Origin of the sequence: Inhella sp. (genome assembly GCF_041912635.1) — a bacterium.
Taxonomy (GTDB): domain Bacteria; phylum Pseudomonadota; class Gammaproteobacteria; order Burkholderiales; family Burkholderiaceae_C; genus Inhella.
Genome location: NZ_JAYRMO010000009.1, coordinates 122,777 through 146,683 on the forward strand (window position 1 = coordinate 122,777; position 23,907 = coordinate 146,683).

Here is a 23,907-nt window from a genome sequence, read left to right on the forward strand (position 1 = left end):
CGGTGAGTCACTATAGGCGGCACCCCTTGGCGCGGCGAGCGGCTTTCCTAGTGTGTGCCCTCTATGAAGAAGCGGGGTTTTTGCTCCTGCGCAGCGGGCTCGCGCAGCGCGCCGGGCGCGGGTTAGTGCGGCTCTGCGCGTGCCGGGGGCTGCAGAAGAATCGTTCCATCCCCGCCTCACTTCCACCGCCTTCGGCGCCGCGCCGTCAGGAGACCCAGATGCAGTATTTCGTCACCGGTGCCACCGGCTTCATCGGCAAACGGCTCGTCAAGAAGTTGCTCGCGCGCAAGGGCAGCACGGTCCACTTTCTGATGCGCGAGAGCAGCCGCGACAAGCTGCCCGCGCTGCTGGCCTTCTGGGGTGTGAGCAAGGCCCGCGCGGTGCCGGTGTGGGGCGACATGACGGGCAAGAAGCTCGGCGTGGCCGCTGACCAGATCAAGGCGCTCAAGGGCCAGATCGACCACGCGTATCACCTCGCCGCCATCTACGACATGGAGGCCGACGAGGAGTCGCAGGTCAAGGTCAACATCGATGGCACGCGCCATTTCGTCGAGTTCTGCCAGGCCATCGACGCAGGTCATGTGCACCACGTTTCGTCGATCGTCGCCGCCGGTCTCTACGAGGGTGTGTTCCGCGAGGACATGTTCGACGAGGCCGAGGGCCTGGACCATCCCTACTTAATGACCAAGCACGAGTCCGAGAAGATCGTGCGCAAGACCTGCAAGAAGCCGTGGACGGTGTACCGCCCGGCCATGGTGGTGGGGGACTCGCAGACCGGCGAGATGGACAAGATCGACGGCCCCTACTACTTCTTCAAGCCCATCCAGCGCCTGCGCCAGATCCTGCCGCCCTGGTTCCCCGCCGTCGGCCTGGAAGGCGGACGCGTCAACATCGTGCCGGTGGACTTCGTCGTCGATGCGCTCGACCACATCAGCCACCAGGTCGAGGAAGGCGGCGGCTGCTACCACCTGGTGGACCCCAAGGGCTACCGCGTCGGCGACGTGCTCGACATCTTCAGTCGGGCCGCGCATGCGCCCAAGATGAATCTGTTCATCAACGCCGCGCTGTTCGGCTTCATTCCCAAGAGCGTGAAAAAGGGAATGATGGCGTTGGCGCCGGTGCGGCGCGTCAAGAACGCGGTGATGAAGGACCTCGGCGTGCCCGAGGACATGCTGCAGTTCATCAACTACCCCACGCGCTTCGACTGTCGCGAGACCCTGGCCGCGCTGAAGGGCAGCGGCATCGAATGCCCGAACCTGCACGACTACGCCTGGCGCATCTGGGATTACTGGGAGCGCCACCTCGACCCCGATCTGCACATCGACCGCAGCCTGCGCGGCGCCTGTGGCGGCAAGGTCGTGCTGGTGACGGGCGGCAGCTCAGGGATAGGGCTGGCGGCGGCCAAGAAGTTCGCCGAGGCCGGTGCCATTACCGTGATCTGCGCGCGCGACCCGGTCAAGCTGGATGAGGCGGTGGCCGAGATCAAGGAGTTCGCCGGCGCAGACGCCAAGGTGCATGCGCGCAGCGCCGACATCGCCGATGCCGATTCCTGCAAGGAGATGGTGGACTGGCTGGAGGCCGAGTTCGGCGGCGTGGACTTCCTCATCAACAACGCCGGCCGCTCGATCCGCCGCGCCATCGAGAACAGCTACGACCGCTTCCACGACTTCGAGCGCACCATGCAGCTGAACTACTTCGGCTGCCTGCGCGTCACCTTGGGCTTGCTGCCGGGCATGGTGAAGAAGCGCAAGGGCCATGTCGTCAACATCAGCTCCATCGGCGTGCTCACCAACGCGCCGCGCTTCTCGGCCTATGTGGCCAGCAAGGCCGCGCTGGATGCCTGGACGCGCTGCGCCTCCAGCGAATACGCCGACCAGGGCGTGACCTTCACCACCATCAACATGCCCCTGGTGCGCACGCCCATGATTGCGCCCACCAAGATTTACAACAACGTGCCCACGCTCAGCCCCGAGGAAGCGGCCGACATGGTGGCGCAGGCCTGCATCGCCAAGCCGGTGCGCATTGCCACGCGCCTGGGCAAGACGGGCGAGCTGCTGCACGCCTTTGCGCCGCGCGTGGCGCAGATCGTCATGAACACCAGCTTCCGCATGTTCCCCGACAGCGAGGCGGCCAAGGGCGATGCGGTGGGCAAGCTGGGCAAGCCGCAGCTCTCGCCCGAGGCCATCGCCATGCAGCAGATGATGCGCGGCATCCACTTCTGAGCACGGCGGCATGCAGCGCCGTCACTGCCTGAGCCTCTGTGCGGCGGCCTTGCAGCCGGCGGCTTCGGCCTGGGCGGGCGCGGCGCGGCAGCGGGTGCGCTTTCCGCGCCCGCAGCGCCAGTTCGAGCTGCGCCGCTGGTACCCCTACGCGCTGCTGGAACAGGCCTTGCAGCGCAGCGGCTGGGAAGTGGACCTGCAGCCCAGCGAACAGGTGATGGTGCAAAGCCGCGCCCTGCGCGAGCTGCAGGAGCCGGACGGGGCGGTGGATGTGGCCTGGTCCGTCACCAGCGAGGCACGCGAGCAGGCGCTGCGGCCCATCCGCATTCCCATCTTCCGGGGCCTGTTCGGTTGGCGCGTGCTGCTGGTGCCGCAGGGCCGGCGCGATGCGCTGCACGCCGTGCAGGACCTGGAGGGCCTGCGCGCCCTGACCCTGCTGCAAGGCCATGACTGGCCGGACACCGAGATCCTGCGCGCGAACGGTTTGCGGGTGCTCACCACCGCGCGCTACGACCAGCTCTTCGCCATGCTGGAGCGTGGCCGTGCCGACGCCTTCCCACGCGGGGTGACCGAGGTCGAATACGAGCTTGCGCGCGAAGGCCGGACCGTGGCGCTGGAGCCGCACCTGCTGCTGCACTACCCGGCGGCGGAGTACTTCTTCGTCAGCACGCAGCGGCCCGATCTGGCCGAAGCCCTGGAGCAAGGCCTGCTGCGCATGGTGGAGCAAGGCGACTTGGAGCGCCTGCTGCAGCGCCACCATGGCGCGGCCCTGAAGGCCCTGCATCTGGCGGAGCGCCGGCGCATCGCACTGAACAACCCGCTGCTGCCCAGCGCCACGCCGCTGGCCGACGAGCGCCTGTGGTGGCGGCCATGATGACGCAGCGCCGTGGTTTGCTGTGGGCCGGTGCCGGCCTTGCGCTCTGGCCGGGGCGGGCACGGGCGCAGGTGCTGCGCGCCCGCATTCCGCGCCCGCCACGCGATGTGGATCTGGAGCGCTTCTACCCCCTGCGCCTGCTGCGGGCCGCGCTGGCCGCCTCGGGTCAGCCACACCAGATCGAGCTGACGGCGCAGCCCATCATCCAGGCGCGCGCGCTGCGCGAGTTGGAAAGCGACAGCGGCGTCATCGACCTAGTGTGGAGCATGAGCAGCCAGGCGCGCGAGCAGGGCCTGCGCGCCGTGCCCGTGCCGCTGTACGGCGGGCTCTATGGTTGGCGCCTGCTGCTCATCCGCAAGGGCGAGGCGGCTCGCTTTGCCGGCCTGCGCAACCTGGACGATCTGCGCCGCCTGCGCTTCGTGCAGGGCAGCGATTGGCCGGACCGACAGGTGCTGGAGGCCAATGGCCTGCAGGTGGATGCGGTACCCAGCTTCGAGGGCCTGTTCGCCCGCCTGGCCCAGGGTGCGGTGGATGCGTTCCCGCGCTCCGCGCTGGAGATCTGGAGCGAGGCCCGGCAGCAGGCCGCGCGCTTCGAGGTCGAGCCCCTGCTGGCGCTGCGCTACCCCGCGCCGATGCTGTTCTTCGTGGCCCCTGGAAACGCCGCCTTGGCCCAGGCGCTGGAGATGGGCCTTCTGCGCCTGCACGAGCGCGGCGAGTTGATGGCGCTGCTGACCCAGCTGCACGCCGAGGAATTGCAGCGCGCGCGCCTGGCGCAGCGCCGCGTCATCGAGCTGCGCAACCCCTTGCTGGGGGCGGACTACCGCGAGGACAAGCGCTTCCTCTACCGGCCCTGATCCATTCAGTAATGCGGCGGGCGTTCGTCGCGCACGCTGCCGGGGCCGCTGGGCAGGTCGCACACCTGCTGGCGCAGCGCCAGCAGCTCGCGCTGCAGCGCGTCGATCTGCAGCTGCTGGCGCGCGATGACGTCGTTCAGCTGCTCCAGCAGGTCGTCGGTGAAGCTGGCCTTGATTTCCAGCTCGGTCAGGCGGGCATCGGTGTCGGGCATGGGCGGGATTGTCCGGGGTCACTTGTGGCAGCGGCATCCGTCCTGCAGCATCGTGCCCCTCATGCCCCACATCCAGTTCACGCCCCAGCTGCGCCGTTTCACGGAGACGCCCGAGCTGGACTGCGCCGCCGCCACGCTGGCCGAAGCCCTGGCCGCCGCCTTTGCGCTGAACCCGCGCCTGCGCGGCTATGTGCTGGACGACCAGGGCGCGCTGCGCCCCAATGTGGCGGTGTTCGTCGATGGACGGCGCAGCCAGGACACCCATCAAACCCTGCGGCCCGACAGCCAGGTCTTCGTGCTGCAGGCCCTTTCCGGAGGCTGAAGATGAGCGATTCGCGTGCCTGGGTAGCCACCCGCAAGGGCCTGTTCGAGCTGCAGCGCGAGGCCGGCGGCGCCTGGCGCATCGCGCGCCTGAGCTTCGTTGCCGAGCCCGTCAGCATGGTGCTGCCGCCCGATGCCAGCGGCTTCATGCTGGCGGCGCTGAACCTCGGGCATTTCGGCGTCAAGCTGCACGCCAGTGACGACGCTGGCCAGAGCTGGCGTGAGGTGGCTTGCCCGGCTTACCCGGAACAACCGTCCGAGCCGAAGCAGCCCTTCCCCTGGAAGCTCAAGCTGATCTGGAGCCTGGATCGTGCCGCCGACGGCAGCCTGTGGTGCGGCACCCTGCCCGGCGGCCTGTTCGTCTCGCGCGACCGGGGGGAGAGCTGGCAGCTGGTGGAAAGCCTGTGGAACCTGCCGCAGCGGCTGGAGTGGTTCGGCGGCGGCTACCCCGAGCCCGGCATCCACTCCATTTGCCCGCACCCGCAGGACGCCAGGGACATGCTCATCGGCATCAGCTGCGGCGGCGTGTGGCACACGCGCGATGGCGGTGCCAGCTGGAGCGTGCACACCCAGGGCATGCTCGCCGACTTCATGCCCCCTGAGCGCGCGGGCGACCCCAACATCCAGGACCCGCACCGCGTGCAGCGCTGCGCCGCCGAACCCGATGTGCTGTGGGCCCAGCACCACTGCGGCATCTGGCGCAGCGCCGACCACGGCGCGCTGTGGCAGGAGCTGAAGCCCGCGCCTTCGAGCTTCGGCTTTGCCGTCGCCGCCCACCCTAGCGATCCGCAGACCGCCTGGTTCGCCCCGGCCGTGAAGGACGAGCGTCGCATCCCGGTGGATGCCGCCCTGTGTGTCACCCGCACGCGTGATGGCGGCCAGAGCTTCGAGACCCTGCGCCAGGGTCTGCCCCAGCAGCATTGCTACGACCTGATCTACCGCCATGGCCTGGACGTGGGCGCGGATGGCCAGAGCCTGCTGATGGGCTCCACCACCGGCAGCCTGTGGGCCAGCGGCGATGGTGGGGACAGCTGGCAGAGCGTGTCGAACCACCTGCCGCCGATTTACGCCGTGCGCCACGGCTAGCAGGAACAGGTCCGAAAGCGGCGCGGGCGCTGCCTAGAGTGCGCCGCTTCCCGAACTTGTGCCCTGCCATGAACGCCGTTGCCCGCTTCCATGCCCTCCACCAAGGCCCCGAGGCCTTCGTTCTCGTCAACGTCTGGGACGGCGCCAGCGCCCTGCTGGCCCAGCAGGCCGGCGCACAGGCTTTGGGTACGTCCAGCGCCAGCCTGGCCTGGTCGCTCGGCTGGCCCGATGGCCAGCAGCTGCCCTGGGCGGAACTGCTTGCCGCCGTGCGCCGCCTGCTGCGTGTGGCGCGGGTGCCGCTCAGCGTGGACATCGAGGCCGGCTACGGCAGCGAGCCCGAGGCCGTGGCGGCGCGGGTGCTGGAGTTGGCCGAACTGGGCGTGGCCGGCATCAATATCGAAGACGGCCTGGCCCCGGCCGACCAGCTGGTGGCCAAGCTGCGCACCATCCGCCAGCGCCTGGGCGAACGGCCGCTGTTTCTCAATGCCCGCTGCGACAGCTTCCTGCTCGGCGAGGGCGAGCCGACGGCTCGTGAGGGCCTGGCGCTGGCACGTGGCCAGGCCTATGCAGCGGCCGGGGCCGATGGTGTGTTCCTGCCCGGGCTGGCCGACCTGGCCACCGCCGGCCGGCTGGCTTCGGCCGTGCCAGCCGCACTGAACCTGATGTGGGTGCCCGGCCTGCCCCCGCGCCAAGCGCTGCCCGCCGCCGGTGTGCACCGCCTGAGCCTGGGCCCGGCGAGCTTCCTGGGCGCCTACTCGGCCCTGGCCGACCAGTTGCGCGGCTGGTGCGCACAGGGTCAGCCGCCCGAAGGTTGGCAGCCCCGCCCGGACTACGCGGGCTGGCAGGCGCTCTGCGCCTGAGTTCAGGCCAGCGCGGGTTTGTTCACCATCAACCAGAACACCGCCAGCATGGCCGTGAAGGCCGGGTAGCCCAGCCATTCCCAGGCGCGCTGGTCGCGGGCGTACTGCGCCGGCAGGGCGCGCTGCTCGCGCACGCAGGTCTCCAGCGTGCGCGCCATGCGCAGCTGCAGCCACAGCACCGGCAGCCAGCAGGCGCCGGCAAAGAAGTACAGGGCCAGCGAGAGCAGCAGCCAGGGTGTGTCCAGCGGCCAGCCCGCCAGATGCGCCAGGGCCGCGCCGCTGAGCGGCTGCACGATCACGGCGGGCGTGGTGAACCAGGTGTCCGCGCGCACCACCAGGCGCGCCACCACGGCGCGGGCCTGCAGGTCCGGCTGGCGGTTGGCGAAGAACAGGTAGAAGGCCGAACCGAAGCCCGTGCCCACCAGCAGCACGCTGGAGACGATGTGCAGCCACTTGAGGGTGAGGTAGGTGTTCATCGTTGGTGCAGGCCCTGCAGCAGCAGGGCCAGGAGGGCGAGGTTCTTCAGCAGCGGGCCGAGTGGATCCAGCCAGAGTGCGGGCTGTAGCAGCGTGGCCAGCAGGGTCATCAGCAGCATGCCGGCCAGGGCCAGGGCGTAGACCCGTTTGCGCGGGTGCAGCGCCAGGGCCAGGCCGATGGCGGCGTCCCACAGCGCGCCGGCCCACACCAGGCCCAGCGCCGGCAGTGCGGCCACGCCGCTGGCCAGCAGCAGCTGCTGGCCGGCGCGGCCGCCATCCCACAGGCTGGCGGCGGCCGTGCCCAGCCACACCGCCACCAGGGCCAGGCGCGGGCCGTCGCGGCGCAGCGGTCTCATGCCCAGGCTCCTTGCAGCGGCTCGCGCAGTGCGTGGCCCAGCAGTTCTGCAAAGCGCGCGGCCTCTGCGGGCGAGCTGGCCACGCTGTCTTGCTCCAGCAGGGCCAAGGCCTCGCGGCTCCAGCTGCTGAAGGGCAGGGCATCGCCCAGCCAGGCGCTGGCGCGCACCAGGCCTTGCGGCAGCCGCAGGATGCGGGCCGGGGCCTGGCCGCGTGCGGCGCGGCGTTGCGCAATCCATGCCGCCAGGGTGGCCGCGCGCGGGCCTACGGCTTGCCAGGGGCGGGCGCCGCTGGGGGCCTGCAGCGCGCGCACCAGGGCCTCGGCCAGGTCTTCCACGCGCAGGGGCTGCACCTGGCAGCGCAGCAGCTGCGGCGGCAGCGGCAGCCAAGGCAGGCGGCTCAGCCATTCGAACTGCCGGCTGCTGATGCCGCCCGCACCGAGCACCAGGCTGGGCTGCAGGATTTGCAACTCCAGCGCGGCCCCAAGCCCCTGCAGCGCCTGCTCGCCCGCGCGCTTGCTGCGGGCATAGGCCGCATCGCCCGCGCACAGGGCCGAAACCAGCACGAAGCGGCGCACACCGCACGCCACGCAGGCCCGGCCCAAGGCGGCCGGGGCCCGGTGGTGCAGGCGCTCCAGCCAGCCCTCTTGGCCATGTTGGCGGTCGCGCACCGTGCCGGGCAGGTAGACCACCGCGTCCATGCCCGCCAGCAGCGGCTGCCAGGCTTCGGGCTGGTGGGCGGCCTGCCAGTCCAGCCGGCCCTGCAGGGTCTGCACCGCATGGCCGGCCTGTTGCAGCGCCGCTTGGGTGTGGCGGCCGATGAAGCCACCGGCGCCGACGAGGAGCACGTTCATGGGCATCTGCCTTTTTGGGGGTCCGGGCTCAGCGTTCGCAGCTCTCGGCGGTGCAACGACGGGCGGCGGCGCGCTCTGCCGCGCGGCGACCGGCGCGTTCGAACAGCCAGCGCACCGGGGCCTGCGGCAGGCGGTGGCGGTTGCGCACCAGCCAGGGGTAGGCACGGGCGGCCCAGCGGGCCAGCGTGGGCTGGCGCAGGGCGGCGGCCACGCCGGGCAAGCCCAGCGTGCGGTACAGGGCCTCGAAGGCCGGCACGGCGATCAGCCACTGCCCATCGGCGTGGCGGCGCACATGCAGGGCGTTCATCAGGGCGTCCTGCGTCACGCCCAGCGCCGCGGCATCGAAGCCGGGTGCAGCGGCGTCGATGAACGCCACCCGCCCCTCGGTATTGCGCAGCATCAGGTTGTGCATCTCGGCGCGGCAGAGCTGGCAGCTGCCGTCGAAATAGACGGTGTATTCGGGGTGTGTGGCGTTCATGGCTGACATTTCAGTAAAAACAGAAATAAAGAGACCAAAGAAAGGGCGCTGAGCGCCCGGCTTGGGTTCAGAACGGTGGCAGCTGGGGCGGCATGGGGGTGACGGCTTGGCTGGTTGCATCGGCCTCGCCCTGGCGCACGAAGCGCTGCACCTGGGCGCCGAGTTTCAGGATCTTTTCCAGCGTGGCGGGCGAGAGCCGCAGCATCTCCTCGCTCCAGCTGCCCAGGGTCTGCATGAACTCCTGGGTGCTGCGCACGCGGTCCTGCGTGGCCGGGCTTTCCGCGGCCAGCGCCGGGTCGCGCGCCAGTTCGCCCAGCAGGCGCACCGTGGGGTCGAACTCGCGTTCCTTGCGCTCCCTCACGATGGTGCGGAACAGCTCCCAGACGTCGCCGCTGGTCTCGTAGTAATCGCGCCGGTCGCCCAGCACCTGGGTGACGCGGATCAGGTTCCAGTTCAGCAACTCCTTCAGGCTGGTGCTGACGTTGCTGCGGGCGATGCCCAGGGTGTCCGCCAGTTCCTCGGCATGCAGGGGCTGGCCGTGGAAGAAGAGCAGGGCATGGATCTGGGCGACGCTGCGGTTCACGCCCCAGCTGCTGCCCATCTCGCCCCAGTGGACGATGAAGCGGCGGGCGATGTCGGTGAGTTGCATGGGGTGGATGCTAGGCGGTCTGAAATTTCTGTCAAGACAGAAATTAAATGCGTACGGACCAGCGAACCGGGGCGCTGGGTCTGCTCGGCGGGCGGCCAACTCGTCGAGAAGGCCTGAAATCGGTAGATGCCACGGCCCGATGGGTCCGATGCCGTTGCTAAGGCCAATCGGTCGCGGCGAGCGAAGAGAGGGTCAGCAGGCAGCTCTAGGCTGGGAGCAGCCGCTCGAGCCGCAGATGGCCACCGCCAGCTACCGACCCTGAACGGACGGTGACGAACCAAAGAGGTTCGCCGCTAACCGACCGCCCGCCATTGAGCTCAGGCAACTTGCCGTCCGTCAGGGCCGTCGCGCCCACAGCGACAGCCGCAGGCACGACGGTGCGCCTGAGCAGTTACGCAACGAGCCTTCTCGTTGATGGTTTTTTTGATAAGAGCGCCGCCACAGCGCACGAGAGAATAAAAACAAGAATGGGGTGTGCTGCGGCCCAAATGATATTGTTTGAAAATTTGCGCTCAAGCGGCGCAAGCATGTCTATAAAAATAAACTGTGCCGCGTATATTCCAAGCGCCAGATGGCCAACAGATTTGGCGCGACTGGACGCCAAGAATCTGTGATTTGATAGCGCCATCAGCGCCGCCCCAGTCCCAAAGAAGTACGTGCCTATCACGTAATCCTGAGCCATTATCGTCCCCCAATTCCTCTGTGCCAGAAAGAGCTCAATGAAATGCAAGATCATTCCGCCTACAGTGGCTAGCGCCGCAACCGGGAACCAAAAGCCGCTTGGCCCACTTCGCTGAATTAGATAGCCTGTCACAAAGAATATTAGAGAGAAAAATGGACCGTCGCGAAAATTGAATTTCACATGAAAGCCAATGGGGCTATCGGCATAAGCTTTTCCGGCGAGCCCAATTAGATAAAGTGACAATGCAAGCGCAACTAACAGCCAAGTGAGCCCAAAGCGAATAAGCAGGGCTGAAATTGAGAGACTGCAAGCCAGCCCAACCAAAAACCAGAGGTGCCCTTTAGTTCCTTGCGTGGCTGTCGTGAGCGGGTTTTCGATTGCAATAGAAAGATTGTTATAGAAGATCTTGGCCGGCCCGCCCCAACCCTGCGCCAAAGCGTCGTAAATATTCCAGGGCAGCAAATAAATAAATGACCAGGCGAAAAATACCCACAGGATCCTCTTCAGCATCTCCACCGTCGGCGAGCACACCAATTCCTGTCTATCGAACTTTGTTGCCCAGAAATATCCAGATATCACAAAGAAGAAGGGAACAGCAAAGCGCGCTAGTTGATTTAGAAACAGTGCGAGGTCTAGGGAATATCCGTTTGACGCGAACTGCGTCCTAAACGGAGTTGTGTGAATCACAATTACTGCGAATGCAGCTATCGCACGCAAGGCGTCAATGCTCTGAATTCTTTTAATGGACGGTTCTTGAATGGTCATCAAATTAACACGGCACGCTGTACCGCCTTAGTACCAATAGGGCGCAGATTTCGCGATAAGTTTCAAAGAATATTTTGCTCCAGCAGTTCCGGATCAAAAGACGTCAAGCGCAGTCAGGTGGCACCGGGGGGGCAAGATGAAGCGTTCGCCGCCCACTGCGGTCCTCCACGTGTGACTGCTCCTGGCCGATTGCTGCCCATCGCATTCGGCGCGCTGACCGGCAACTCCCGCTGCAAAGCGGACCCGACATGGTCCGGTGGCCGGTGCCCATCGGCAAGTGACCATTGACCTACTTCGGCTCAGCTGGGTGCTGCATCCCTTGCGCGGAGCGAGTTTTCGCCAGCGCGACCAAGCCGCTGCGCTCAGCTCCCCCCAAACCGAAACCCCGACACCGCCAACCCCCCAAAGAACGCCTCCTCGTGATAGTGCAACGAGGCCGCATCCGCCCCGGCCGCGCCCGCGGCCACCATCAGCGGCAGCAGATGGTCCTCGCGCGGGTGGGCCTGCCGGGCGGCGGGGGCTTCGGCCCAGCGCATCAGGCGCGCGGCGCGCTCGGCGGGGTCGCTCTGCAGCACGGCTTCGCGCAGCCAGCCGTCGAAGGCCTGCGAGGCCGCGGCGCCGCGCGCGTCAAAGGCGCGCAGATTGTGAAAGCTCAGGCCGCTGCCCAGGATCAGCACGCCCTCGTCACGCAAGGGTGCCAACAGGCGGCCAGCGTGCAGGTGCAGCGCCGGGTCCAGGTCTTGTTGCAGGGACATCTGCACCACCGGCACCTCGGCCTGCGGGTAGATCGGCTGCAAGGTGGTGAAGCTGCCGTGGTCGAAGCCGCGTTCGGCATCCAGCCCCGCATGCAGGCCGCCGGCGCGCAGCAGTTCGGCCACCTGGGCGGCCAGTGCCGGGTCGCCCGGCGCGGGGTAACGCACCTCGTAGGTATGGGGCGGGAAGCCGCCGTAGTCGTACAGCATGCCCGGCTGCGGGTGGGCCGAAAGCAGGAATTGCGGCGCCTCCCAATGCGCGGTGACCACCAGCACGGCGCGCGGCTTTGCGGGCAGCTCGGCGGGGATGCCGGCCAGCGTGCGCTCCAGCACGTCGAAGTGGCGTCGGAAGGGGCCGTCCATGTAGGGCCAGGGGCCGCCGCCGTGGGAGATGAAGTAGGTCGGGAGTCGGGTCGTCATGCGCTCAGTCTGGGGCGCAGGCCGGCCGCAGAGGTTCGACGGAATTGACGACGCCGTTCAGCCTTCGCCCATCGCCTTGGCAATCAGCTGGTGGAACTGATGCACACCCTGCTCGCGGGTGGGCGAGTAACGGCCGTGCTTGTAGAAGCGCGAGCGCAGGCCGCGTTGCACGGTCATCACCACCGCTTCATCTTCCAGCTCCACTTCATCCAGCGCGCCGCCGGCACCCTGGCCGCGCAGCTCGGGCTTCCAGACGAAGGAACGAAAGCTGACCCTTGTCCGCGCCATTCCCACCGGCTGCACCAGGTTCAGCGAAAGCCCCCAGGGGTAGAAGTTCAACATCAGGTTCGGGAACACCCAGTAGTAGTAGGCGGCGATGCGCTGGCCGTACTCGGCGCTGCTGGGCGGCAGATCGAAGGCGGCCTCGCCCTCGCGGGCCGTGGCCAGTTGCAAGTTGCCCCAGTCCTGCAGTTCGTAGCGGTAATTGGCCAGGTCCAGGGTTTGCGTCAGGCCCGGGTGCACGAAGGGGATGTGCAGGCCTTCCAGATAGTTCTCGACGTAAAGCGCCCAGTGGGCGTCGAACTCGTAGTCGCGGCTGGCGGCGGGGTCGCTCTGGAAGTCCTGCAGCGGCAGCCAGTGCAGGCGCTCCTGCAGCGGGCCGAAGAAGGCGTCGAAGCCTGCCAGGGGCGACTCCAGCGCCACATAGCCGTGGCCGCCCCATTGCTGCAGATCCAGGCGCGGCAGATCGTCGCAGGGGCGGGGGAAGTCATGCGCGCCTTCGAAAGCCGGCATGAAGACCATGCGGCCGTCGAGCTCGAAACGGCGCGAGTGGTAGCCGCAGCGGATCTGCTTCGCCGCCCGGCAGGGCTCCTGCACCAGCAGATTGCCGCGGTGGGTGCAGACATTGCTCAGGCAACGCAGGGTGCCGGCGGCATCGCGGGCCAGCAGCAGGGGTTCGTCCAGGCTGCCGCTCAGGAGCTGGCGCGGCGCCAGGCTGCCGGGCTCGGACACGTCAGTCAAATCGCCCAGCCATTGCCAGCTGCGCGCGAACAGGCGTTCGTGCTGCAGGGGCTGCAGGGCGGGGTCGAGGTAGAAGGCCTTGTCCAGGGTCTCGGCGCGCGCCACCTCGGGGTGGATGTGCCAGCGGTTCATCGGGCTTCCTTTCAGGGGGACTGGGCGAGGGTGCGCAGCAGGGCGTCCAGCACCGGCCGGCCGGCGCCAGCGCGCTCGTGCTGAATCATGGCCACGACGACCAGGCGCTCGCCGCGCGCGGTCAGCAGGTAGCCGGCCACGGCCTGTACGTCGCGCAGGCTGCCGGTTTTCAAATGGGCACGGCCGCGCGCGGCGCCGAAGCGCTCGGGTTCGCGGCGCAGGGTGCCGTCCTCGCCCACGATGGGGAGCGAGGCCATGAACTCCGGCATCACCGGGCTGGCCCAGGCGGCCTGCAGCAATTGGCCCAGCTGCGCGGCGCTGAGGCGCGAGCCGCGTGCCAAGCCGGAGCCGTTCTCCAGCTGCCAGCCGTCTTCGGGCCAGCCCAGGCGCTGGCGCAGCCATTGGCGCAGGCCCTGGCGGGCGGCCTCGGGCGTGGCGGGTTCGCTGCCGGCCTGCAGTGCTAGCGTCAGCCAGAGCTGCTCGGCCATCAGGTTGTTGCTGTGCTTGTTGATGTCCTGCACCACGTCCGACAGCGGCGGCGAGCTCAGCTCGAAGCTGGGCGCTCGATCAGCCGGGGCATTGCCGGCGCGCACCCAGCCAGTGAGCTTGCCGCCCAGGGCGCGCCACATCGTCTCGATCAGCCGGGCGTTGTAGCTGGCGGGCTCGGGGTCGGCCAGCGGCCAGGCGGCTTCGCCACAGCTGGCCGGCCAGCTGCCGGCCAGGCGCAGCGGGCCAGTGGCGCGGCCGGCTTCTTCCACCCAGCTGGCGCGCAGCTGGCCGCGGCCGTCCAGGCAGGGGCCGGGCTTCAGCGGCACGCGGTCTTGCGCGGGGGCCAGGCCGGTGTCCAGCTGCAACCAGGCCACGCCGCGCGCCGGGTCGGGGCGCACCAGCAGGGTGTGGGCCTTGTAGTTGAACAACAGGGCATCGGGCCGGACATTGCCGGCGCGCCAGGGTTCGCCGTCGAAGTCGGCCGGGCTCTGGGGGTCGGGGGCGAAGGCGTGGTTGTCGAGCACGATGTCGCCCTGGATCTCGCGCACACCCAGCTGCTGCACGCGGCGCAGCAGCAGCCAGACGCGCTCCAGCACCAGGCTGGGGTCGCCCCGGCCCTGGATGACGAGATCGCCTTTGAAGAGGCCGCGTTCGGGCTCCAGGGTGCCGTCCAGCCACACCGGCGTCTTCCAGCGCCAGGCCGGGCCCAGCTGCTCCAGCGCGGCGAAGCTGGTGGCCAGCTTGGTGAGCGAGGCTGGGTTCTGCGGCGCCGCCTCGCGCCAGCGCCAGCGCGGCCGGGTGGAATCCACCGGCGCCACCCACAGGGCCAGGGCCTCGGGCGGCAGCTGGGAGGCCTTCAGCGCCTGTTGCACGGCGGGCGGCAGGCGGGGTGGGCTGGCCGCTTGGGTGGGGGGGAGGAATAACGCGCAGGACAGAGCGAAAGTCAGGGCGAACTTGGGAGCAAGGCAACGCATGCTGCCCATAGTAGGGAACCTACACTGGCGCCCCTATGCCGAAGTCCCCCGAAACCGCCCCCGCCCAGGCCTTGCTGGCCCTGGATGGCGCCACCGACCAGCTCGCCCTGGCCCTGGTGCGTGCGGACGGGCAGACGTGGACGCGCGACGCCCCCGGCGGCGCCCAGGCCTCGGCCACCTTGATCCCGCTGCTGCAGGCCCTGCTGCTTGAAGCCGGCGTGCAGGGCCGCGAGCTGGCGGGCATCGCCTACGGCCGCGGCCCGGGGGCCTTCACCGGCCTGCGCGCTGTGTGTGCCGTGGTGCAGGGTCTGGCCCTGGGCTGGGAGCGCCCGGTGCTGGAGCTGGACAGCCTGGCCCTGGTGGCCGAGGCCGCGCGCCAGCAGCAGGCCCGCTTCATCCAGGGTTGGGTGGCCATGGACGCCCGCATGGGCGAGTGCTACGCCGCGCCCTACCGTTGGAATGGCAGCGTCTGGCAGGCCGAGCAGGCCCCGGGCCTGTGGAACCCGCAGGACCTGCAGCAGGCCTGGGGGCCGCAGATGCCGCCCTGGACCGGCAGCGCCCAGCCCCTGCTGGCGCCGGAAGCGGCCGCCAGCTGGCAGGCCGGCGGCAGCCGCGCGGCGGCGCTGGCCGCCCTGGCGCGCCAGGCCTGGGCCGCTCCGGCCTGGAAGGACGCCGCCGAGGCCCTGCCGCTCTATGTGCGCGACAAGGTGGCCCAGACCACCGCCGAGCGCGAGGCGGCCGCAGCCGCCGTGGCGCGCTGAGCCCCGGAGCGGCCATGGGTGCGGTTTTGCGTCATCACCTGGAGCGCATCGACATCGGTGTCGAAGATCTGGACGAGCTCATGGGCATCGAGCAGGCTGCCTACTCGCACCCCTGGAGCCGCGGCAACTTCATCGATTCCATCAGCGCCGGCCATCTGCTCTGGGGTCTGCGCGAACCGCTGAGCGGCGAGCTGCTGGCCTATTGCGTGCTGCAGCGCGTGCTGGACGAGGCCCATCTGCTCAACATCACCGTGGCCCGCGCCCATTGGGGCCGTGGCCTGGCCAGCGAACTGCTGCGCGCCCTGCACGAACACCAGCGCCGCAGCGGCGCGCGCCAGATGTGGCTGGAGGTGCGCGTGAGCAATGCGCGTGCGCAGCTGTTGTATGAACACCTGGGCTACCGCGAGGTGGGCCGGCGCAAGGGCTACTACCCGGCCCTGCAAGGCGAACGTGAGGATGCCCGCGTGATGCGCCTGGACCTGGAGCCCGCCCCATGACGCCGCGCTGGGACGAACGCCAGCGCGCCATGCTGGGTGCGCTGGGCCTCAACTGGTGGCCGGGCGCGGCGGGCAAGCCGGGTCGGGCCGCGCCGGCTCCCACGCCGGTGCCGGCCGTGGCGGTGGCGGCGCCGGTCGTCGCGCCGGTCATCGCGCCGCCCGCGCCCGTGGCGGCGCCCGCGCCCGCCCGCGCCGTGCCTGTGGCCGAGCTGCTGCAAACGTTGCGTGAACCGGCGCCGCTGCAGGTGCCCGCCGCTTCCGACGTGGCGGGGCTGGACTGGCCGGCGCTGGACGAGCGCATCCGCAGCTGCCAGGCCTGCGTGCTGTGCCAGAAGCGCCGCCAGGCCGTGCCCGGCGTGGGCCTGCAGACGGCGGACTGGTTGATCGTGGGTGAAGGCCCGGGCGAGCAGGAGGATTTGCAGGGCGAGCCCTTCGTCGGCCCCTCGGGTCAGCTGCTGGACGCCATGCTGGCCGCGCTGCAGCTCAGCCGCCAACCCGGCGCGCCGGCCGGGCAGGTCTACATCGCCAACGCCGTGAAGTGCCGCCCGCCTGGCAACCGCAACCCCGAGCCGGAGGAGATCGCTGCCTGCCGGCCCTACTTGCTGCGGCAGATCGAGCTGATCCGCCCGCGCGTCATCCTGGCGCTGGGGCGCATCGCCGTGCAGTCGCTGCTGGGCAGCGAGGCGCCGCTGGGCAAGCTGCGCGGCCAGGTGCACCGTGGGCCGCTGGATCTGCCCGTGGTGGTGAGCTACCACCCGGCCTACCTGCTGCGCAACCCGCTGGAAAAGGCGCGTGCCTGGGAAGACCTGTGCCTGGCGGCCGACACGCTGGAGGCCGCGCCTTGAACAGCCGCGAGCTCGAAGCCCAGGCCCAGGCGGCCATCGAGGAGGCGGCGCGCCTGCGCCTGGTGGCGGACAACGTGCCGGTGCTGATCGCCCTGTACGAGGCCGGCTCCAACCGCTGCCTGTACGCCAACCGGCCCTATGCCGAGACCTTCGGCTTCACCACCGAAAGCATCGTCGGCCTGCATGTGGCCGACATCATCGGCACGGCGGCCCACGAAGCCATCCAGCCCGCCGTGGTGCAGGTGCTGCAGCGGCGCAAGGCGGCCAATTACGAGCGCACGCTGCGCGGCGCCGACGGCGAGACGCAGTGGATCGACGTCACCCTGCTGCCGCACATGGACACTGCCGGCCAGGTCGTCGGCGCCTTCGTACTGATCCACGACATCACCAAACACCGCCGCGCCGAGGCCCTGCTGCGCGAGAGCGAGACCCGGCTCGACAAGTTCCTGCACGCCACGGTCGAGGGCATCGTGTTCCACCGTGGCGGCACCATCTCCGACGCCAACCCGCCGCTGTGCGAGCTCATCGGCTACCGCCGCGAGGAGCTGGTGGGGCGCTACGTGATGGACTTCGTGGCACCCGACGAGCAGGAGCGCGTGACGCGCGTGATGCTGGAGCGGCAGGAACTGGCCTACGAGAGCGCCATCGTGCACCGCAACGGCGAGCGCATCCCGGTGGAGCTGATCGCTCGCACCATGGAGTACGGCGGCGAGACCCTGCGCATGAACATCGTGCGCGACATCCGCGACCGCCTCGCCGCGCAGGCGCGCATCCACCACCTGGCGCACCACGACGCACTGACCGGCATGCTCAACCGTGCCGCCTTCATGGAACGCCTGCAGCAGGCCCTGCAGCGCGCCCGCCAGAAGGCCGGCCACCTGGCCCTGCTGTTCATCGACCTGAACAACTTCAAGCGCGTCAACGACTCGCTCGGGCACCTGGAGGGCGACCGCGTGCTCGTCACCGTGGCCGAGCGCGTGCGCACCTGCCTGCGCAGCACCGATCAGGTGGCACGCTTCGGCGGCGACGAGTTCGTCGTGCTGCTCGAAGACATTCGTGGCCCCGAGGACGTGCACCAGGTGCTGCAGGCCCTGCTCGATGTGGTCGAGGTGCCGGTGGAGACCATGGGCCGCGCGCTCTCCGTCACGCCCTCGATCGGCATCGCCCTGCACCCCGAGCATGGCGACACGCCCGAGCTGCTGATCCAGCACGCCGACACCGCGATGTACGGCGCCAAGGCGCGCGGCGACAAGCAGTACCAGTTCTTTGAGCCCTCGATGGAGCTGACCGCCTACAACGATCTGGTGGTGGAGACCCAGCTGCGCGAGGCGCTCGCGCGCGACGAGTTCGAGCTGTACTACCAGCCGCAGATCGAGCCGCGCCACGGACGCCTGGTCAGCGCCGAGGCCCTGCTGCGCTGGCGCCACCCGGTGCGCGGCCTGCTGACGCCCGAGAGCTTCATTGCCGTGGCCGAGCGCCACCCGCTGATGGTGCCGCTCTCGCAATGGGTGCTGCGCCGTGCCGCACTGCAGGCGCAGGACTGGCACCGCCGCGGCGTGGCGCAGGCGCGCATCGCCGTCAATCTCAGCCAGGTGCAGTTCCGCCTGGAGGGCTTTGCCGACACCGTGCGCGCGGTGTTGAGCGAGGTGGGCGTGCCGGGCGAATGGCTGCAGCTGGAACTGACCGAGCGCATGCTGATGGACGACGTGGCCGGCGCGGTGGACACCCTGCAGCAGCTGCGCGCGCTGGGCCTGACGATCGCCGTGGACGACTTCGGCACCGGCCACACGGCACTCGCGCACCTGACCCAGCTGCCGCTCGACAAGATCAAGATCGACCAGAGCTTCATTGCCGGCCTGCCGCATGAGAACGGCGCGCGCGCCGTGACCCGCGCCATCGTGCAGATGGCCCAGGGCCTGGGCCTGCGCGTGGGCGCCGAAGGCGTGCGCCGGCGCGAGCAGTGGAGCCTGCTGCAGGACTGGGGCTGCGACGAGTTGCAGGGCGAGCTGGTGGCGCCGCCGCTCTCGGTCACCCAGTTCGAAGCCTGGTGCCGGCAACGCGAGGGCGGCTGATGGGCGAACTGGAAGCCCGCATCCGAGCCCGCATTGAGCAGGCGGGTGGCTGGCTGCCCTTCGACGCCTTCATGGCCGAGGCCCTCTACGCCCCCGGCCTGGGCTACTACAGCAGCGGCCGCCCCACCTTCGGCCTGGGTCCGCAGGGCGGCAGCGACTTCGTCACCGCGCCCGAGCTGAGCCCGCTGTTCGGCCAGGCCCTGGCCCGCCAGCTGCTGCAGGCGCTGGAGCTGACCCGCACCGAGGACCTGTGGGAGTTCGGTGCCGGCAGCGGGGCGCTGGCGGAAGCGGTGCTGGACACGCTGGCGGCGCAGGGCCGCCTGCCGCGCAGCTACCGCATCGTTGACCTCTCCGGCACGCTGCGCGAACGCCAGCAGCAGCGCCTGGCCCGCTTCGGCGATCGTGTGCAGTGGCTGGATGCCCTGCCGGCGCACTTCGAGGGCGTGGTGCTGGGCAACGAGGTGCTGGACGCGATGCCCGTCAAGCTGCTGCACTTCGATGGCCAGCGCTGGCACGAGCGGGGCGTGGCCGTCGGCCCCGCCGGCCTGCAGTGGGCCGACCGCCCGAGCGAGCGCCGCCCGCCCTACGACCATGGCCACTGGGTGCCCGGCACCGTCACCGAGATCCACACCCAGGCCAAGGCCTGGCTGCGCACCCTGGCCGCCGGCCTGGCGCGTGGCGCGATCTTCCTGATCGACTACGGCTTCGGCGACGCCGAGTACTACCACCCGCAGCGCATCGGCGGCACCCTGATGTGCCACCACCGCCACCAGGCTGATGCCAACCCGCTGGTGATGCTGGGCGAGAAGGACATCACCGCCCATGTCAACTTCACCAGCCTGGCGCTGGCCGGGCAGGACGTCGGGCTGACCGTGCTGGGCTACACCACCCAGGCGCGCTTCCTGCTCAATTGCGGCATCGGCGAGCTGCTGCAGCAGGCTGACCTGCGCACCCGCGCGAACGCGCAGAAGCTTCTGACCGAGCACGAGATGGGCGAGCTCTTCAAGGTCATCGGCTTCGTGGTCGAGGGCCAGGAATTCGATGCCATCGGCTTTGCCGAAGGGGACCGGAGCCACCGGCTCTAGCCATGAAGCGCCACCTGCTGCTGCTGGTTCTGCTGCTGCCGCTCTGGGCCCAGGCTCAGCGCATCGCCTTCATCAATCCGGGCAAGTCGGACGAGGCCTTCTGGACCACCGCCGGGCTGGCCATGCAGGCCGCGGCGCGCAGCCTGGGCGTGCAGTTCGAGCAGCGCTTTGCCGAGCGCGACCCGGAGCGCGCGGTGGCGCTGGCGGCCGAGATCGCGGCGCGCCCCGTCGCCCAGCGGCCGGACTACGTCATCCTCGTCAATGAGAAGACGACGCTGGTGCGCAATGCCCAGCAGCTGCAGGCCGCCGGCATCAAGAGCTTTGCCGCCTTCAGCGGCCTGCTGCCGCAGGAACGCGAGGCCTACGCGCCGCGCCGCGGCCTGCCTTTGCTGCTGGGCAGCCTGGAACCCAATGCCGAGGACGCCGGCTACCTGACCGCCAAGGCCCTGATCGACGCCGGCCGCCGCCAGAGCCTGCAAGGCCGCGACGGCCGCCTGCATCTGCTGGCCATCGCCGGCGACCGCTCCACCCCGGTCTCGATTGCCCGCAACGAAGGCATGCGCCGCGCCGTGGCCGAGGCGCGCGGCGTGGTGCTCGACCAGACCCTGTTCGGCGACTGGAAGCGCGAGTTGGCCGCGCAGCAGATGGGCCAGTTGCTGCAGCGCGGTACGGCACCCCAACTCGTCTGGGCCGGCAGCGACCAGATGGCCTTCGGTGCCATGAGCGCCGCCGAGGGGCAGGGCTTGGAGCCCGGGCGCCAGCTGCTGTTCTCGGGCATCAACACTTCGGAAGAGGCGATGGAATCCGTGCTCAACGGCCGGCTGAGTGCGCTGGCCGGCGGCCATTTCCTCTGCGGCGCCTGGGCGCTGGTGATGCTGCACGACCACCACCGCGGCCACGACTTCGCGCGCAGCGAGGGCCTGGAGCTGCAGCGTCCGATGTTCATGCTGTTTGGCCGTGCGCAGGCACGCGCCTACCTGCAGCGCTTCGATGCCCAGGGCATCCAGGCGCTGGACTTTCGGCCCTACAGCAAGGCCCACAACCCCCAACTGCAGCGCTACCCCTTCCGGCTGGACGGGCTGCTGCGCTGAACCCCACCATGAAGACCCTGCTGCTCGCCCTGGCCGCTCTGGCCCCGATCTCCGCCTCCGCCCAGACCGAGGAGGCCCTGCGCTGCCGCGGCCTGGCAGATGACCGCGAACGCCTGGCCTGCTTCGACCGCTGGGCGGCCGGCCTGGCCGCACCAGCTGCCAGGTCCGTCGCCGCGCCGGCCACCCCAGCCGCTGCGACCCCCTCCCCGGCGGACTTCGGCCTGCCCAGCAAGCCGGCGGCGCCGAGCGCCGATCGCGTCGAGAGTCACTTCGAGGGCTTGTTCGAAGGCTGGAAGAAGGGACAGGTCATTCGCCTGGCCAACGGGCAAAGCTGGCGGGTCCACGAGGACAGCTCGGCCTACTTGAACCTTCAGAGCCCTCGCGTCACGGTGCGCCGCAATGTCTTTGGCGGCTACCTGATGGAGTTCGAGGGCAGCAACAAAGTGGTGCGGGTGCGCCGGGTGGAGTGAAGGCAGAACTTCACAAGGGGTAGTCGTAGCGGATGAAGCCGCGGTGCTCGGCCAGGCGGTCGTAGAGCGCCCGCGCCGTGCTGTTGTGCGCCTGGGTCAGCCAGTACAGGCGCTGGGCGCCCTGGCTGCGCGCCTGCTCGGCCACCGCCTCGATCAGGCGCCGGCCCAGGCCCTGGCTGCGCCGCTCCGGGTCTACGAACAGATCCTGCAGGTAGCAGACCCACTCGCCCCAGGTGGAGGACTGGAACAGGTAATGCGTCAGGCCCAGCAGGCGCTTGCCGTCGCTCAGCACCAGGGCCTGGGCCGGGCCGCCCTGCAGCAGGCGGCGCCAGGTGGCCTCGTAGGCCGCGTCGTTCAGTTGCACGCCGTAGAAGGCCTTGTAGCCGCGTGCCAGGCGCTCCCAGTCGGCACGGTCCGCGGCCTGCAGGCCGCGCAGGAGCAGGGCGCCGCTCATGCGGGAATCAGGCTGGCATGGCCGGCCAGCAGCACCCAGCGGGCTCCCTGGCGCACCCAGGTGTCGGTCACCCGGAAGCGGTAGTCAAAGGGCTGGCCCTGCCAGCTGCCGATCTGGTGCAGCACGCCGGTCAGTACCGCGGTGTCGCCCAGCACGCGCACCTGAACCTGCTCGGTGATGTTGCGCTTGAAGTGCAGCGCCGGGGTGCCGATCTCCAGCAGCATGCGCGCACGATCCTTCTGGCTGCCATTGCTGGCCGTCAGCACGAAGTTCTCGGCGTAATACAGCGCAGCGGCCTGGCTGTCGCCGGCCATGATCAGGCGGTTCAGCTGCGCATCGGCTTCGGCCACCGCCGGGTCGGCCTGGGCGGCGCCCGTGGCCAGCGTCAGGCTCAAGAGGCTCAGGAATTTCCACATCTCTCAGGGCTCCTTCAGAAAGAAAGGCTCACACTCTAGGAATTGCGATGGTTCCGATGAAGAACCAAGACGGAGCAATTCCATGGAGCCAACACACGCACCCGCGGCTTGGTTGATCGATGGCGCCGGCCTGCGGCTGACGCGCAGCGATGACCGTTCGCTGACGCAGCAGCTGGTGGAGCAGCTGAAGACCGCGCTGCAGACGGCCGAGCGCGGTGCGCGTCTGCCGCCCAGCCGGGCTCTGGCCCAGGCCCTGGGCGTGGGCCGCAACACCGTGCTGGCCGCGTACGAGCGCCTGGCCGACGAGGGCTACATCGAGGGCCGCGCCGGCGCCGGCACGCGCCTGCTGCAATCCCAGCAGGCGCCGCCCGTGCCGACGCGGCTGGCGGCGGCCGAGCCTGAGCGCTGGCGCCAGCTGCCGCCGCCGCGCCGCAGCCAGGGCCCGCTGCGCCCCTTTGCCATGGGCCTGCCGCCGCAGGACCTGTTCCCTGGAGCGGACTGGGCGCGCCTGCAGCGCCGCCTGTGGCGCCGCTGCGAGCGCGGCGAGCTGCCGCTGGGCTACGGACCGGCCGAGGGCGAGCCACGCCTGCGGGCCGCGCTGGCGGCTTGGCTGCGCCACGCCCGCGGCCTGCGCTGCAGCCCCGAGCAGGTGCTGATCACCAGCGGCGCGCAGCAGGCCTTTGCTCTGCTGGGGCTGGCCTTGCCCGGGCCGGGTGAGCCGGTGGCGGTGGAGGCACCGGGTTACCACGCCAGCTGGGCCGCGCTGCAGCTGGGCGGCGCGCGCCCGGTGGGCGTGCCGGTGGATGGGCAGGGCCTGCGCCCCGCGGCACTGCAGGCCCTGGGCCCAGGCTGTCGCATGGCCGTCGTCACCCCTTCGCACCAATGGCCCACCGGTGCCTGCATGGGCCTGGAGCGCCGGCTTGCGCTGCTGGAGTGGGCGCAGCGCCAGCGCGCCTGGCTGGTGGAGGACGACTACGCCGGCGAGTACCGTTTTGACGGCCCGCCGCTGCCGGCCCTGAGCAGCCTGGACCGCGAGGGCCGCTGCATCTATGTGGGCAGCTTCTCCAAGCTGCTGCTGCCCGGCCTGCGCCTGGGCTATCTGGTGCTGCCGCCGGCCCTGGTGCCGCTGCTGCAGCGCGTGCGCGCCGCGCTGGACCGCCAGCCGCCGCACTTCGAGCAGGAGGTGCTGGCCGACTTCATCGAACAGGGCCTGCTGGCGCGCCATCTGCGCCGCTGCAGGCGTGCCGCCGCGCAGCGCCGCCAAGCCTTGCTGCAGGCTTGGGCGCGCGCCTTCGGGCCGCGCTGGCCGCTGCAGGCGCCGGCCTCGGGCCTGAACGTGTTTCTGCCGCTGGCCAGCCCGGCGGAGGAAGCGCGGCTGCTGGAGCAGGCGCGCGCGGCGGGGTTGATGCTGGGCGGCATCCAGGAACTGCTGCGCGCCTGCGGCCAGCCGGGCGCCCGCGCCGGCCTGGTGCTGGGCTTCGGGGCCAGCACCGAAGCGCAGCTGCGTGCGGCGGTGGCGCGACTGGCGCAGGCCTGGGCATAGCGCAGCGGGGCTCTGCGGCGTGACCGCGTCACGCCGCGGTCACGCCGGGTTTCGCACAGTGGCGGCCACTCGTTCAACGCACCCCGAAAGACGCCCCATGTCACTCCCCATCCCCGGCTTCCCCATGCCCTTCCGGCGCCTGCGCGGCCATGCCGGCGCCTTGTTGGTGGCCGCCGTGCTCAGCGCCTGTGGCGGCGGGGGCA

Annotated in this window: 26 protein-coding genes; 14 read left to right on the forward strand and 12 right to left on the reverse strand. The window is 69.9% G+C overall.

All coding sequences use genetic code 11. The features are described from left to right. Positions 1–218: 218 nt before the first annotated feature. From ACE3QP_RS07510 to ACE3QP_RS07520, 3 genes are read left to right on the forward strand one after another with little or no spacing between them, the layout of a single operon-like run. Positions 219–2,222 (forward strand): SDR family oxidoreductase, encoded by a 2,004-nt coding sequence (locus ACE3QP_RS07510; RefSeq protein WP_374434872.1) that lies wholly within the window; start codon positions 219–221, stop codon positions 2,220–2,222. 10 nt (positions 2,223–2,232) lie between these two features. Further along, positions 2,233–3,093, forward strand: a complete 861-nt coding sequence (locus ACE3QP_RS07515) for a substrate-binding periplasmic protein (RefSeq protein ID WP_374434873.1) — start codon at positions 2,233–2,235, stop codon at positions 3,091–3,093. Beyond that, positions 3,090–3,947: a hypothetical protein gene (locus ACE3QP_RS07520; protein WP_374434874.1), complete on the forward strand. Its 858-nt coding sequence runs from the start codon at positions 3,090–3,092 to the stop codon at positions 3,945–3,947. Before ACE3QP_RS07515 ends, ACE3QP_RS07520 begins: the two co-directional genes overlap by 4 nt. 5 nt (positions 3,948–3,952) lie before the next feature. Here ACE3QP_RS07520 and ACE3QP_RS07525 read toward each other — a convergent pair whose 3' ends face one another. After that, positions 3,953–4,159, reverse strand: coding sequence for a SlyX family protein (locus tag ACE3QP_RS07525; protein ID WP_374434875.1), 207 nt, complete (start codon positions 4,157–4,159; stop codon positions 3,953–3,955). A gap of 61 nt (positions 4,160–4,220) precedes the next feature. Between ACE3QP_RS07525 and ACE3QP_RS07530 the strand changes: the two genes are divergently transcribed. The 3 genes from ACE3QP_RS07530 (at position 4,221) to ACE3QP_RS07540 (ending at position 6,426) form a co-directional block, all read left to right on the forward strand. After that, positions 4,221–4,481 carry a MoaD/ThiS family protein gene (locus tag ACE3QP_RS07530; protein ID WP_374434877.1) on the forward strand — a complete coding sequence of 87 codons (261 nt, stop codon included), beginning with the start codon at positions 4,221–4,223 and terminating at the stop codon, positions 4,479–4,481. 2 nt (positions 4,482–4,483) lie between these two features. Further along, positions 4,484–5,566 (forward strand): WD40/YVTN/BNR-like repeat-containing protein, encoded by a 1,083-nt coding sequence (locus ACE3QP_RS07535; RefSeq protein WP_374434878.1) that lies wholly within the window; start codon positions 4,484–4,486, stop codon positions 5,564–5,566. Between the two features lie 68 nt (positions 5,567–5,634). Continuing rightward, positions 5,635–6,426, forward strand: a complete 792-nt coding sequence (locus tag ACE3QP_RS07540) for an isocitrate lyase/phosphoenolpyruvate mutase family protein (RefSeq protein ID WP_374434879.1) — start codon at positions 5,635–5,637, stop codon at positions 6,424–6,426. Between the two features lie 2 nt (positions 6,427–6,428). On the opposite strand, the gene ACE3QP_RS07545 is transcribed toward ACE3QP_RS07540, so the two are convergent. From ACE3QP_RS07545 to ACE3QP_RS07585, 9 genes are all read right to left on the reverse strand, one after another. Continuing rightward, entirely contained in the window at positions 6,429–6,902 is a 474-nt protein-coding gene (locus ACE3QP_RS07545) for a DUF2269 family protein (RefSeq protein ID WP_374434880.1), read from the reverse strand. Continuing rightward, a complete protein-coding gene (locus ACE3QP_RS07550; RefSeq protein ID WP_374434881.1) occupies positions 6,899–7,258 on the reverse strand; it encodes a DoxX-like family protein in 360 nt (119 codons plus the stop codon). The genes ACE3QP_RS07545 and ACE3QP_RS07550 overlap by 4 nt, the downstream gene beginning before the upstream one ends. Continuing rightward, on the reverse strand, positions 7,255–8,109 hold the full coding sequence (locus ACE3QP_RS07555; RefSeq protein WP_374434882.1) for an NAD-dependent epimerase/dehydratase family protein: 855 nt from the start codon (positions 8,107–8,109) through the stop codon (positions 7,255–7,257). Before ACE3QP_RS07555 ends, ACE3QP_RS07550 begins: the two co-directional genes overlap by 4 nt. 28 nt (positions 8,110–8,137) lie before the next feature. Then, on the reverse strand, positions 8,138–8,587 hold the full coding sequence (locus ACE3QP_RS07560) for a thiol-disulfide oxidoreductase DCC family protein (RefSeq protein WP_374434884.1): 450 nt from the start codon (positions 8,585–8,587) through the stop codon (positions 8,138–8,140). Between the two features lie 67 nt (positions 8,588–8,654). Next, positions 8,655–9,236 (reverse strand): GbsR/MarR family transcriptional regulator, encoded by a 582-nt coding sequence (locus tag ACE3QP_RS07565; protein ID WP_374434885.1) that lies wholly within the window; start codon positions 9,234–9,236, stop codon positions 8,655–8,657. 391 nt (positions 9,237–9,627) lie between these two features. Continuing rightward, the gene (locus ACE3QP_RS07570) at positions 9,628–10,683 is read right to left on the reverse strand and encodes an acyltransferase (RefSeq protein ID WP_374434886.1); all 1,056 of its coding nucleotides are present in this window, start codon (positions 10,681–10,683) and stop codon (positions 9,628–9,630) included. 362 nt (positions 10,684–11,045) lie between these two features. Next, a complete protein-coding gene (locus tag ACE3QP_RS07575; protein ID WP_374434887.1) occupies positions 11,046–11,855 on the reverse strand; it encodes a class III extradiol ring-cleavage dioxygenase in 810 nt (269 codons plus the stop codon). 57 nt (positions 11,856–11,912) lie between these two features. Beyond that, positions 11,913–13,007 carry an aromatic ring-hydroxylating dioxygenase subunit alpha gene (locus tag ACE3QP_RS07580; RefSeq protein ID WP_374434888.1) on the reverse strand — a complete coding sequence of 365 codons (1,095 nt, stop codon included), beginning with the start codon at positions 13,005–13,007 and terminating at the stop codon, positions 11,913–11,915. An 11-nt stretch (positions 13,008–13,018) separates the two neighbouring features. Then, positions 13,019–14,368, reverse strand: a complete 1,350-nt coding sequence (locus ACE3QP_RS07585) for a D-alanyl-D-alanine carboxypeptidase/D-alanyl-D-alanine-endopeptidase (protein WP_374434890.1) — start codon at positions 14,366–14,368, stop codon at positions 13,019–13,021. Positions 14,369–14,505: 137 nt separating this feature from the next. On the opposite strand from ACE3QP_RS07585, the gene tsaB reads away from it, so the two are divergent. From tsaB to ACE3QP_RS07620, 7 genes are read left to right on the forward strand one after another with little or no spacing between them, the layout of a single operon-like run. Then, the gene (gene tsaB, locus ACE3QP_RS07590; protein ID WP_374434892.1) at positions 14,506–15,231 is read left to right on the forward strand and encodes a tRNA (adenosine(37)-N6)-threonylcarbamoyltransferase complex dimerization subunit type 1 TsaB; all 726 of its coding nucleotides are present in this window, start codon (positions 14,506–14,508) and stop codon (positions 15,229–15,231) included. 14 nt (positions 15,232–15,245) lie between these two features. After that, a complete protein-coding gene (gene rimI / locus ACE3QP_RS07595; RefSeq protein WP_374434894.1) occupies positions 15,246–15,728 on the forward strand; it encodes a ribosomal protein S18-alanine N-acetyltransferase in 483 nt (160 codons plus the stop codon). Next, the gene (locus ACE3QP_RS07600; RefSeq protein ID WP_374434895.1) at positions 15,725–16,573 is read left to right on the forward strand and encodes a uracil-DNA glycosylase family protein; all 849 of its coding nucleotides are present in this window, start codon (positions 15,725–15,727) and stop codon (positions 16,571–16,573) included. Before rimI ends, ACE3QP_RS07600 begins: the two co-directional genes overlap by 4 nt. Then, positions 16,570–18,645, forward strand: a complete 2,076-nt coding sequence (locus ACE3QP_RS07605) for a putative bifunctional diguanylate cyclase/phosphodiesterase (protein ID WP_374434896.1) — start codon at positions 16,570–16,572, stop codon at positions 18,643–18,645. The genes ACE3QP_RS07600 and ACE3QP_RS07605 overlap by 4 nt, the downstream gene beginning before the upstream one ends. Beyond that, entirely contained in the window at positions 18,645–19,730 is a 1,086-nt protein-coding gene (locus ACE3QP_RS07610) for a class I SAM-dependent methyltransferase (RefSeq protein WP_374434898.1), read from the forward strand. Before ACE3QP_RS07605 ends, ACE3QP_RS07610 begins: the two co-directional genes overlap by 1 nt. A gap of 2 nt (positions 19,731–19,732) precedes the next feature. Further along, positions 19,733–20,821: an ABC transporter substrate-binding protein gene (locus tag ACE3QP_RS07615; protein ID WP_374434899.1), complete on the forward strand. Its 1,089-nt coding sequence runs from the start codon at positions 19,733–19,735 to the stop codon at positions 20,819–20,821. A gap of 8 nt (positions 20,822–20,829) precedes the next feature. Beyond that, positions 20,830–21,291 carry a hypothetical protein gene (locus ACE3QP_RS07620; RefSeq protein ID WP_374434900.1) on the forward strand — a complete coding sequence of 154 codons (462 nt, stop codon included), beginning with the start codon at positions 20,830–20,832 and terminating at the stop codon, positions 21,289–21,291. 10 nt (positions 21,292–21,301) lie between these two features. On the opposite strand, the gene ACE3QP_RS07625 is transcribed toward ACE3QP_RS07620, so the two are convergent. Next, complete coding sequence (locus tag ACE3QP_RS07625; protein WP_374434901.1) at positions 21,302–21,745, reverse strand: GNAT family N-acetyltransferase; 444 nt, start codon at positions 21,743–21,745, stop codon at positions 21,302–21,304. Next, positions 21,742–22,161: a nuclear transport factor 2 family protein gene (locus ACE3QP_RS07630; RefSeq protein ID WP_374434902.1), complete on the reverse strand. Its 420-nt coding sequence runs from the start codon at positions 22,159–22,161 to the stop codon at positions 21,742–21,744. The genes ACE3QP_RS07625 and ACE3QP_RS07630 overlap by 4 nt, the downstream gene beginning before the upstream one ends. Before the next feature lie 82 nt (positions 22,162–22,243). Between ACE3QP_RS07630 and ACE3QP_RS07635 the strand changes: the two genes are divergently transcribed. Then, positions 22,244–23,704, forward strand: a complete 1,461-nt coding sequence (locus tag ACE3QP_RS07635) for a PLP-dependent aminotransferase family protein (protein ID WP_374434903.1) — start codon at positions 22,244–22,246, stop codon at positions 23,702–23,704. Positions 23,705–23,907: the final 203 nt, after the last annotated feature.